Consider the following 11,762-nt stretch of genomic DNA (forward strand, 5'->3'; position numbering starts at 1 on the left):
TACTATGGGTGAATGCCGTTTTCTAATAGCTCAGTAAATGCATGAATATGAATAGGTTTACTGTAATAATAACCTTGAATAAACTGACATTTATTTTTTTGAAGGAAATTTACGTGCTCTTTCGTTTCTACACCTTCAGCAATGACAGACATTCCTAATGTATTTGCTAATGTGATGATTGTTTTAATAATTTCCATTCCATCATCACATGTTTCAGACATTGTAATAAATTCTCTCGGGATTTTTAACGTATCAATTGGATATAAAGGTAAGTAGGCTAGCGAAGAATAACCTGTACCAAAATCGTCGATTGAAATGTGAATCCCTAAACTTTTTAGTGTACGCAGTTTTATCAATGTTTCTCGCTCATCCATCATTGCAATTCGCTCTGTTAATTCAAGATCAAGAGAGCTTGCTGGTAAACCAGTATTTGTTAAAGTAGAAGAAATAGATTTTACAAAATCCTCTTGTTCAAATTCTTTAGCAGATAAATTTACACCTATTTTTAAATGTGAATATCCGAGTGCGTGCCAACGTTTCATTTGCTTACAAGCCTGCTCTAATGTCCATTTTCCTATTGAAATAATTTGTAGTGTTTCTTCTGCAATCGGAATAAATTCGTATGGAGAAATAATACCTAATTCAGGATGATTCCACCTAATTAAAGCTTCTGCACCGATAATTTTATTAGATTCACTATCAACTTGAGGTTGATACAAAAGGAACAATTCTTCATTTTGTAGAGCGTTTGGTAAATCTTTTTCTAATCGTAATCGTCTTTCAATTTTTTTAGCGATTACATCGTCATAAATAGAGACAGAGTTAAACTCTTTTGCTTTTGCATCATACATTGCAACATTAGCGTTTTTCAGAAGTGTAGCGGTATCGATTCCGGAATGTGGATAAATAGCGAGGCCGATACTCAGTGATAAAGTTAATTTATGCTCATGTATGATAAATGACTTTTTCATGCATTTAAATAATTGGTTACATAATTGGAATAAGTAATCTTCGTCAGTATAGTTTTCAATTATGATTGTAAATTCATCACCACCGATTCTTGAAAGATGAGCATGCGATGGAAGACATGATTCGAATCGCTTTGCTACTTCTTCTAATATGTAATCTCCTGACGAATGTCCAAGTGTATCGTTAATTGCTTTAAAGCGATCTAAATCTAAATATAATAATGCAAACTCGCTTTCTGTTATTTTAGCATTTTTTATAACTCTCTTTAATTTCTTATGGAAAAAGGCACGGTTCCCAATTTTCGTTACAGTATCATGGAATGCTAAATATTTTATTTCTTCTTGCTGTTTTTTTAGTGCAGTAATATCTTTCACCATAATATAGCTTCCTGAAATTTGTCCGTCTATTATAATAGGAATGATTGTAACGTATAAAAAATAAGTAAAGCCATCTTTATATTGAGAACTAAGTTGTAAGAATGCTGATTCTTGTTGTTTCACTTTTTCTAATGCCAATGCTAGCTTATGCTTATCTTCATCTAAAATGATCGAAAAACAAGTTTCACCTAATAACTCATCCGTTGGTGCCCCAAGTAGTACACTCCCAGCTTTATTTACATTTAAGAATATTCCATTTAAATCAATGGTGAAGATAGGGTCAGGATGATATTCATATAATGATTTAAACTTTTGCTGTTTTTGAGAAAGAGCCTCTGATTTATGAACTAAATCAGACGTCCGTAAAGTAACTTTTTCTTCTAGTTGGGCATTAAATGCCTGCAAACGTTTTGTTAAGGAATTGTTTTGCATACGTACGATAGAATGACGAATGAGTACGAAAATAAAAGTAATACAATTTCCTGTAATGAGAGTTGAAGATGATGTTTGTTCTTTTAATGTAAACCCGATTAGTATTGCAACAGCAAGATAGGGAAATACAACTAAAGCTTTTTTTCCTATTATAGGGTTTACAAGGAAATAATTTTTATGGCTATTATGATCTTCTGAAATAGAGCCAGCTATTGCAATAAGTAATATAGGTATTCTATATAAAAGACGTAATAATATTATCGTTTCAGTTGATAAGTGGTTATTTAAGTAAAAATAAATATAGTTAAAAGTTGCAGAACTTATTAATACAAAAATAAAGATATAAATTTTCCGTTTGGAATTAAAAATTGTTGGACGGAAAAAGAGACTAACACCTAGCAGTAGAAATAATAAATCTGCAATTGGGTATAAAAATGAAAGGAAAACATCTCCTAGTGAAAGAGCGAATATATTTAAATTTGGTTGATTAAATAAATACCATTCTAATGTAAATATGGAAGTAAGCACTATGCATATATCACAAATAAAGAACGCTTTTTCCCATTTATTGCATTCCTTTAAGATTTTATAGCAGAAAGCGATAAGACAGAAAAATAGAAAAAACATATAAAATACATCAGAAATAGTAAAACGATGTATTGGAATTTCGAAGAAGCTATCTTGATATGTATATACTATTTTCCCTAATAAAAAACTACCAATTGCTATTGTAATACATATCCAAAACGGATTTGAACTGACTTTTTTAGAATATATAGAGTAAATCAGTGATACAAATGTAATGGCTTCAACGACAAGTGAAGCGAAGCGTACATCTGAATTTGAAAAATGAGTAGGGAACAGATAGAAAAACATAAAATAGATTGAATAGCATATTAATGTTCCGATTAATATACATAATTGTAAATTTTTATTTAATTTCAATGAAATCACCTTCTTTAATTATGCACTATGTTCGTTATATCTATACATAATAATATTATTTAAGAATTGTATCAGATTTCCTTATAAAAATCATGTTTATAAGGAAAGTGTTAAAGAGTGTAAGTATTCTTAAGGTTTAAAAAATATTGCGGTTGATAGTATAGACTGCATCAAGACTTTAAATAGAAATTGTATATTTAGTCATCCTTTGAATTGTAAAGTTTTTTTAGTGATTTGTAAGTGGAGATGCAAAATTGCATATAAAATGATGAGTATCTTTTTTTGGGGAGCTTTTTATTTTTAATCTGAAAATTAACATTTATGAAAATGTTGAGAAAGGATGTAAAATAAGAACGTGTATTCTTACAGAGTAGATAGTATTACCACTAAATAGGGAGGTTTCTTATGATATATCGAATTAAAGATGCAGAAATATACTATGAAATTGTGGGAGAGGGTAAACCGGTCATTATCATACATGGCTGCTCCCCTGACCATAGGTTAATGATGAAATGTATGGAATCAGTATTTCAGAAGTATGAAGGTTATAAGCGAATATATATTGATTTACCTGGTATGGGAAAATCGAATGCTCCAAATTGGATAAATAGTTCAGATCGTATAGTAGAAGTGCTTATCACATTTATTGAGGAAATCATTTCTACTGAAAAATTTTTATTGGTAGGAGAATCATATGGAGGCTATTTAGCTAAAGGTATACTTGCAAAGATGTTTGAGAGAGTTAGCGGATTACTATTAGTATGTCCTGTTGTTGTAGCGGAGCCAGAAAAAAGGATTCTTCCAGATAAACAGGTAATTGTACAAGATGAGGAATTTTTAAATACGCTCACTTCCACAGAAAGAGAGGAATTTTGTGAGTTAGCTGTAATAGCAAATGAATATACATATAAGCGATTTAAAGAAGAAATTAAGCCTGGGTTAGATGTTGCTAATGATGAATTTATTGAAAGGTTGCAAAAGAATTACTCTCTTACTATGGATTTTCAGCGTGAAAAATATGAAAATCCCGTTCTTTTACTGACTGGAAGACAAGATATATCAGTAGGTTATCAAAATATTATAGAAATTATTGAAGAATATCCAAGGGCAACATTAGCAGTGTTAGATATGGCAGGGCATAATTTGCAAATTGAGCAGCCTGAATTATTTGAGAGTTTAGTAGGAGAATGGATTAGACGAACAAATCAGCACAGTTTATAAAGTATTTTAGTATTACGCCTAAGTGTTGAAATGGGATAAATGAACGTGATTTATTAACTTATCTCGCTATTTGCCGGGCAGTAAGAGCCCCATCTCAAAATTCAGCGGAAGCAAAGAAGTTAGGTGGGGGCGGGCTGCCTGTAAAAGCCTGATTAGTGAGGGCTAATTAAAGTTTCACTTTATAAAAAATTTTAAGGAGAAATTATGAGCACATATATTTATATGGTTAGACATGGTGAATCACCAAAACTAGAAGGAAATGAAAGAATGCGCGGGTTAACTGAGAGGGGACATATGGATGCCCGTACAGTAACTGACATATTAAAAGCGGAGAGGATTAATACTTTTATTTCCAGTCCTTATAATCGAGCTATGTTAACGATAGAGGGGTCAGCTAATTTCCATGAAAAAGAAATAGTAGTATATGAAAATCTTAAAGAGTGTATGTTTTCAAGTGAGGATCAGGTTATATCAGACAAAGAGGTGTATCCGCTTGTACAGAAGATGTTCTCTAATCCGGACTTTGCACGAACGGAAGGAGAGTCATATGCAGATTGCCAGAGAAGAGTAGTGAAAGTATTAAAAGAAATCTTATTGGATTTTCAAGGACGCAAAATTGTAATTGGTACACATGGGCTTGTCATGACATTAATGATAAATTATTTTGATAAACAATATGGTTTTGAATTTTTAATGAATACGTCAAAACCAGATATATATAAGATGGAGTTTAAAGAAGAACAATTAATGAATGTGGAGAGATTATGGAAAGAGGAATAAAATTAGTTGCATGGATTTTGTTGTAAAAGTTACTTTATAGCAAAATCTTTTTTTGAATAGAAAGTATCTTTATCAACTATTTTTAGAATGTTAAATCAATAAGTAATTATTCAGTATTTGAATAAAGTATGAGGAAATTGGTTTAGGGAAACAATTTTAAATGTGTCAAAACTCCAAACGTTGGATTTATATTCAATATGAGAAAAAGATGTAGAATTTTGTCTTACTGTCTCCGTTTACTTTTCATTTCATTACATATAGGCTTTGTGGTGTAAGGGGGACATCACCTTTACGCAAAATCTATAAGGAGGTCATTGTAATGAAACAGATTAAAAAGTTTGCGGGAGTTGCTTTAGCGGGGACGATTGGATTAAGTGGACTACTGTTTTTAGAACCAAGTGTAAGCGTTGCGGAAGCACAGCAAGTGAAAGAGGAGAATTTCAATGTAATTGATGTATCAATGAATCTAAATGAATTATATGTATTAAGTGGCAGAAGCATTGATGTTCTTTCTGGAGATAAAGAAGCAATTCAGCTAAATAAATACACAATTAGTTTTAGTAAACCCGGGAAGTACGTTATAAGGGTAAATGGCTGTATTTATGACGATGTATATACTTTTATTGTGAATGAGTAGTATATATTCTAAAATTATGAGATAAAAAACACCTTATTTGCGGTGAGAATCGTAAATAGGGTGTTTGATTTGTATTAAGTTGTAATTTAAATATGTTTACTAACTTTATCTTTGTTTTGTAAAGTATGTAAAAGTGTTTGAAATACCTTAAATGATTGCTGAAAGATTGGACTTTGAATAAAAGTGTATAGAAAAGTTACGATAAAAACAGGGCCACCGAGCATAAATCCAATAACTAGTACAATACATTCTACTATGATTCTAGCACGGCTAATAGATAGTCCTGTTTTGTCGGAAATAGTAAGCATGAATCCATCACGAGGTCCAGCGCCAATTCCAGCAGCAACATACATACCTCCCCCAATACCCGTAATGGTGATACCAGAAAATAAAATGAGTAAGTTTAACCATAAATAATCACTAGCGTTTGGAAGAATATTTGATTGTAAGAAAAAGTCCATAATCGGACCGATAAGTAGTGCATTTAAAAATGTTCCCACATTTATATATTTTCGATCTACTAGTAAAGAAATGAGAACGAGACATAACCCACATATGACACTCCACGTACCAATCGTCCATCCAAACTTTTGGTAGAGAGCCATATTTAAAACTTCCCAAGGATGTAAACCGAGAAATTTTACTTTGACTGCAAGAGCATTTCCAAGGCCAAAGAAAATTAATCCTAAGAAAAAAAGAAAATAGCGAAAGAGAGTTAGCCTCATCTTTAAAACCTCCCATATTTTATAATTATGTATGTTACCTGTTACGGTTTTAATGTACAAATATTATGTCTTTTTATCATTCGTTTAAAAATGTTAACAATGTAAATTAAATATACATCTTCACAGTCAAAAAAGTTAAAATATTTCGTTTTAAGGATTATAATGGAGGGAGAAACATAAAAGGGAGTGAATGAACTTGAAACAAGAACTTATTGAAAGATTTACGAGATATGTAAAAATTGATACGCAATCAAATGAAGAAAGCCATACAGTACCAACAACACCAGGACAAATTGAGTTTGGTAAGTTATTAGTGGAAGAGCTAAAAGAAATTGGGTTAACAGAAGTAACGATGGACGATAACGGGTATGTAATGGCAACACTTCCGGCTAATACCGATAAGGATGTTCCTGTAATCGGCTTTTTAGCACATTTAGATACAGCAACAGATTTTACAGGGGAAAATGTAAAACCACAAATTCATGAAAACTTTGACGGAAACGCAATTACGTTAAATGAAGAGCTAAATGTTGTGTTAACACCAGAACAATTTCCAGAGTTACCATCTTATAAAGGCCATACAATTATTACAACTGATGGTACGACACTTCTTGGAGCAGATGATAAAGCTGGTCTTACAGAAATTATGGTTGCAATGAACCATTTAATACATAATCCGCAAATTAAGCACGGGAAAATAAGAGTAGCATTTACACCGGATGAAGAAATTGGTCGTGGGCCAGCGCATTTTGATGTAGAGGCGTTTGGTGCATCATTTGCTTATACGATGGATGGAGGCCCATTAGGTGGTTTAGAGTATGAAAGTTTTAATGCTGCAGGTGCTAAGTTAACGTTTAACGGAACGAATACACATCCTGGAACAGCGAAAAATAAAATGCGCAATGCTACTAAACTGGCTATGGAGTTTAACGGGTATTTACCAGTAGAAGAGGCGCCAGAATATACAGAAGGCTATGAAGGATTCTATCATTTACTTTCTTTAAGTGGTGATGTTGAGCAAAGTAAAGCGTATTATATTATTCGAGACTTTGATCGTGAAAATTTTGAGGCGCGTAAAAATAACGTTGAAAATATTGTGAAGACTATGCAAGAAAAGTATGGCGAAGATGCAGTCGTTTTAGAAATGAATGATCAATACTATAACATGCTTGAAAAAATTGAACCGGTAAGAGAAATTGTTGATATTGCATATGAAGCAATGAAAAGTTTAGACATTGAACCGAATATTCATCCGATTCGCGGAGGCACAGATGGATCACAATTATCATATATGGGATTACCGACGCCGAATATTTTCACTGGTGGTGAAAATTATCACGGTAAATTTGAGTATGTTTCGGTAGATACTATGGAAAAAGCCGTTCAAGTTATTGTGGAAATTGCAAGACGTTTTGAGGAGCAAGCTTAAAAAAGAACCAAGTAGTACGAATGTGCTACTTGGTTCTTTTAATATAGTACTCGCCACAAATAAAAAGTCGCATAAGACTCCCAATTAGCCCAGTTTGCCGCGAAATCTTTTATTTCATTTTTAGTCGGTTTATTTTCGGAACCTGTTATAAATTTAATTGCATTATGCAGACCAACATCATCAATTGGAAAAGCTGAAGGAAATCTTAAACAACGCATTAAAACATAGTTGGCAGTCCATGGGCCTATACCATGGATAGCAGTTAATTGTTTCTCAGCAACTTTTACATCTTGTGTTTGCAGTAAATCCTCTTTTGATAGTTTTCTCTCTGTAATAAGCTTCGCAATACCGATTAAATATTCACATTTTCTAGTCGTCAGTTTTAGTTGTTGAAGATCTTCTACATGTAGATTTGCAATTGTTTCAGGTGATGGGAATATCCAATGTTTTCTACCGTCCCATTCTACATAACTTCCAAATTGCTCAACTAATCTTCTTTTTAGCGTATAAGCATATGTTAGGTTAATTTGTTGACCGATAATTCCCCAGGAAAGTGCCTCAAATAAGTCTGGAATACCTAAAGTACGAAGGCCATAATATTGTTCAATTGGTCCTTGAAGGAGTAAATCATGTTTAGCTAATGTATAAAAGGGGGTTAAATCAGTAGTTAAATCAAACCATTCTTTTACATAGTTAGCTACAGCTTCACGTATCGATTTTTCAGATGTATATGATTCTTCTAAACAACGTATTTGAATATTTCCATCTGTATTCACACTAATTTCAACTAAAGGATTTACATCTTGAACAGGGATAACTTTATAAATTTTGTTATCTTCAATATGGAACATACATTCATTATTAGAACGTGATAGATAACGTAAATTTTCTTGGAAACAAAATTCTTTTGGAACTGCTATAGATAATGCGCTATTATATTCTGCTGTCATATGAATTCCACCTGCAACTTTTCTAATGTAAGCAATTTTTTCTTCATTTCTAATCCGCCCCTAAATCCGGTTAGTTTCCCATTCTTCCCAATAACGCGGTGACAAGGAATGGTAATAAGAAGAGGGTTAGCAGCAATAGCAGAAGCAACGGCGCGCACAGCTTTAGGTTTTTGAATTCTTTCAGCAATTTCTGTATAAGAATAGGTCTTTCCATAAGGAATTTCACGTACCGCATTCCAAACAGATAATTGAAAATTAGTTCCATAAGCATCGATAGGAAATGTAAAAGTTTCTCGCTTGTTTTCTAAATACTCGATAACTTCTTGTTTATATATTTGCAAGTAATCTGGAGTATGAATCAATATATGTTGGGGCATATTTTTTCTAGCCCATATATTTAATTCTTCAAAGTTTTCGTCTTGTGATCCAATGAAACATAGTCCATTTTCAGTTGCAGCAATATGAAATCGCCAATTTTTATGTGTAAGTAGCGTCCAATATATATAATTATTTTTGTAGGAATTCATTATCGTATCCCTCTTTCATTTCGTTCTTTTTTCGATATTCAGTAGGAGTAAATCTGGTTTTCTTTTTAAATAAAGTTGCGAAATACTCTGGGTTTTCTATCCCGACAGCAGTACTAATTTCTTTAATAGATTGATTTGTGTGTAAAAGGTATTCGGTTGCTTTAAGAACCCTGAATTGTTGTATATATTCTATAGGAGTTAGCCCTATTATTCTTTTGAAAGTACGCTGTAAATGAAAAGGGCTACCGTGACACATTTCCGCAAGCATGTCGAGAGTTAAGGATTCGTCATAATGCTTTTCGATATAGTCTTTAATTTGTTCTACCCACTCTTCATTAGGTAAAGTGATCCCATTTGGCTTACAACGTTTGCACGGGCGAAAGTTTTCACTTAATGCTTGCTCTGCATGATGAAAAATTCGTACATTGTTTCTATTCGGTATTCTTGATTTGCATGATGGTCTGCAAAAGATTCCAGTTGATTTCACAGCATAAAAGAATTTGCTATCATAGGAAGAATCATTATGAATAATTGCTTGCCAATACTCATTTGTTAATGTAACTCCTTCATTGTGCAAAGAACATCACCTCTGAAATTAGTATAACCTGAATAAAGTCCGTATGTATGTATTCATAAATGTAAGAGCAAGATTACAAAGATGAAAATATGATTGTTTTTCTATTTTGTGATAGCATGAAATTTGGAAATAAACATCAAGAGGAGGGCTAAAAGTGAAGTTAATTTCATGGAATGTAAATGGTTTGCGAGCAGTTATCGCAAAAGGTGGATTTTTGGAATATCTCGAGGAATCAAGTGCTGATATATTTTGTCTACAAGAGATTAAATTACAAGAAGGGCAAATTGATTTAAATCTAGAGGGATATTATACATACTGGAATTATGCTGTGAAAAAAGGATATTCAGGAACGGCTATTTTTTCGAAGAAAGAACCGCTTTCAGTTACATATGGTTTAGACATTGAAGAGCATGATCAAGAAGGGCGACTTATTACTTTAGAATTCGAAGATTTTTATATGATAACGTTATATACACCAAATTCAAAACGTGGATTAGAACGATTAGATTACAGAATGAAATGGGAAGATGATTTCAGGTCCTATATCAAACGATTAGATGAGAAAAAACCAGTTATTTTTTGTGGAGACTTAAATGTTGCTCATAAAGAAATCGATTTGAAAAATCCAAAAAGTAATCGTAAAAACCCTGGATTCTCTGATGAGGAACGAGAGAAATTTTCATGTATTTTAGAAGAAGGATTTATTGATACGTATCGTTACCTTTATCCTGATCAAGAAGATGCATACTCGTGGTGGTCGTATCGTATGGGCGCGAGAGCGAAAAATATAGGATGGCGTTTAGATTATTTTGTTGTTTCGGAAAGAATGAAAGACCAAATAACAGAAGCGAAAATTAATACTGAAGTAATGGGATCAGACCATTGTCCAGTTGAATTACATATCAATTTCTAAAAAAAGAAGTATCTCCCTAATATTAGGGGAATACTTCTTTTTTTAATTCAGTTTGTTAAAATTTTTCAAATCATTCTTGAAATAATTGCATATTAAATATATACTTAGTAACGATAATCATTATCAATGAAAAGCGTTATCAATGGATGAGGTATAAAAGAATTATAGCTTAGGGGAAGTGAACGAGAATGAGTTCTGGATAGAATTATTAATCTAATGAAATATATATGTAAGACAAGATTCATATAGTTGAATTTTATTGAGAATATAGTTTGAAAATTCGAGAGGAGACATATAAAGATGAACAAGAAATTATTTACTTTAGGGATGGTTACAGTTTTAAGTGTAGGTTTAGCGGCATGTAATAGTGCGGATAAAACTTCAGGTGAGCAAAAACAACAGACAAAAGCTACGGAAACGAAAAAAGATGAAAAACGAAAAATTACATATTTAGGTAAAGAGTATACAGTGCCAGCAAAAGTAGATAAAATTGCGACAGCTAGTTTAGAGTCAATGGAAGATGCGGCAGTACTTGGAATTAAACCAGTTGGTGCCATTACTGTAGGTGGTAAATTACCAAAATATCTTGAAAAAGAGTTAGAAGGTGCTAAATCTGTTGGTGAGAAAATGCAACCAAATTTCGAAACATTACTACAATTAAAACCAGATGTTATTACATCGAGTACGAAATTCCCAGCAGAAACAGCTGAAAAGTTTACAAAAGTAGCTCCTACATTCCCGGTATCACACGTTTCAACAAATTGGGAAGATAACTTAAAGTTAATGGGAGAATTAACTGGTAAAAAAGATAAAGCAGAAAAAATTATTAAGGATTACAATTCGGATGCTGAAAAAGCAAAAGCAAAACTAGGAGATAAGTTAAAAGATAAAAAAGTACTTGTCATAAGACTAAGAGCAAATGAATTATTCCTATATCCAGAAGGAGTATACTTCAACCCTGTAATTTATCAAGATCTTGGACTAACTGCTCCAGAACAATTGAAAACTGTAAAAGCACAAGAGAAAATTTCATTTGAAAAACTTGCTGAACTTAACCCGGATTATATTTTCTTACAATATGAGGCAAGTGAAAATAAAAACCCGAAAGTGTTAGAAGAAATTGAAAGCAATCCAATTTGGCAAAGTATGAATGCTGCGAAGGAAAAGAAAGTATTTGTAAATGTCGTAGATCCAATGGCACAAGGTGGTACTGCTTGGAGTAAAACAGCATTCTTAAAAGAAGCAGTGAAAAATTTATCTAAATAATACAATAAGTAAGG

Annotated in this window: 11 protein-coding genes; 6 read left to right on the plus strand and 5 right to left on the minus strand. The window is 32.5% G+C overall.

Translation table 11 applies throughout. The annotated features are described in order from the left end of the window. Window positions 1-2: 2 nt before the first annotated feature. Complete coding sequence (locus ACTFRH_RS18080) at window positions 3-2,723, minus strand: putative bifunctional diguanylate cyclase/phosphodiesterase (protein WP_000773554.1); 2,721 nt, start codon at window positions 2,721-2,723, stop codon at window positions 3-5. A gap of 405 nt (window positions 2,724-3,128) precedes the next feature. Here ACTFRH_RS18080 and ACTFRH_RS18085 point away from each other — a divergent pair, with 405 nt between their 5' ends. The 3 genes from ACTFRH_RS18085 to ACTFRH_RS18095 all read left to right on the plus strand — a co-directional run bounded on the left by ACTFRH_RS18085 (window position 3,129) and on the right by ACTFRH_RS18095 (window position 5,361). Further along, on the plus strand, window positions 3,129-3,944 hold the full coding sequence (locus tag ACTFRH_RS18085; protein ID WP_000640342.1) for an alpha/beta fold hydrolase: 816 nt from the start codon (window positions 3,129-3,131) through the stop codon (window positions 3,942-3,944). 204 nt (window positions 3,945-4,148) lie between these two features. Continuing rightward, entirely contained in the window at window positions 4,149-4,724 is a 576-nt protein-coding gene (locus tag ACTFRH_RS18090; protein ID WP_000109186.1) for a histidine phosphatase family protein, read from the plus strand. A gap of 319 nt (window positions 4,725-5,043) precedes the next feature. Then, entirely contained in the window at window positions 5,044-5,361 is a 318-nt protein-coding gene (locus ACTFRH_RS18095; RefSeq protein WP_000809491.1) for a hypothetical protein, read from the plus strand. Between the two features lie 86 nt (window positions 5,362-5,447). Here the strand turns inward: ACTFRH_RS18095 and ACTFRH_RS18100 are convergent, their stop codons facing one another. Beyond that, the gene (locus ACTFRH_RS18100) at window positions 5,448-6,086 is read right to left on the minus strand and encodes a YczE/YyaS/YitT family protein (RefSeq protein ID WP_001241255.1); all 639 of its coding nucleotides are present in this window, start codon (window positions 6,084-6,086) and stop codon (window positions 5,448-5,450) included. A 196-nt stretch (window positions 6,087-6,282) separates the two neighbouring features. Between ACTFRH_RS18100 and pepT the strand changes: the two genes are divergently transcribed. Continuing rightward, window positions 6,283-7,515, plus strand: coding sequence for a peptidase T (gene pepT, locus ACTFRH_RS18105; RefSeq protein WP_000807004.1), 1,233 nt, complete (start codon window positions 6,283-6,285; stop codon window positions 7,513-7,515). Between the two features lie 38 nt (window positions 7,516-7,553). On the opposite strand, the gene ACTFRH_RS18110 is transcribed toward pepT, so the two are convergent. The 3 genes from ACTFRH_RS18110 to ACTFRH_RS18120 are packed head-to-tail and all read right to left on the minus strand — an operon-like array spanning window position 7,554 to window position 9,569. Next, a complete protein-coding gene (locus ACTFRH_RS18110) occupies window positions 7,554-8,465 on the minus strand; it encodes a DNA glycosylase (protein WP_000123508.1) in 912 nt (303 codons plus the stop codon). Continuing rightward, a complete protein-coding gene (locus ACTFRH_RS18115) occupies window positions 8,462-8,992 on the minus strand; it encodes a methylated-DNA--[protein]-cysteine S-methyltransferase (protein ID WP_001089844.1) in 531 nt (176 codons plus the stop codon). The genes ACTFRH_RS18110 and ACTFRH_RS18115 overlap by 4 nt, the downstream gene beginning before the upstream one ends. Further along, window positions 8,973-9,569 carry a bifunctional transcriptional activator/DNA repair enzyme AdaA gene (locus tag ACTFRH_RS18120; protein WP_000551323.1) on the minus strand — a complete coding sequence of 199 codons (597 nt, stop codon included), beginning with the start codon at window positions 9,567-9,569 and terminating at the stop codon, window positions 8,973-8,975. Before ACTFRH_RS18120 ends, ACTFRH_RS18115 begins: the two co-directional genes overlap by 20 nt. Before the next feature lie 154 nt (window positions 9,570-9,723). Between ACTFRH_RS18120 and ACTFRH_RS18125 the strand changes: the two genes are divergently transcribed. Both ACTFRH_RS18125 and ACTFRH_RS18130 read left to right on the plus strand, forming a co-directional pair. Continuing rightward, the gene (locus ACTFRH_RS18125; protein WP_000767616.1) at window positions 9,724-10,482 is read left to right on the plus strand and encodes an exodeoxyribonuclease III; all 759 of its coding nucleotides are present in this window, start codon (window positions 9,724-9,726) and stop codon (window positions 10,480-10,482) included. 300 nt (window positions 10,483-10,782) lie between these two features. Beyond that, a complete protein-coding gene (locus ACTFRH_RS18130) occupies window positions 10,783-11,748 on the plus strand; it encodes an iron-hydroxamate ABC transporter substrate-binding protein (RefSeq protein WP_001035508.1) in 966 nt (321 codons plus the stop codon). Window positions 11,749-11,762 lie beyond the last annotated feature (14 nt).

Origin of the sequence: Bacillus cereus group sp. MYBK216-1 (assembly GCF_051916495.1) — a bacterium.
GTDB classification, from domain to species: Bacteria; Bacillota; Bacilli; order Bacillales; family Bacillaceae_G; genus Bacillus_A; species Bacillus_A thuringiensis_K.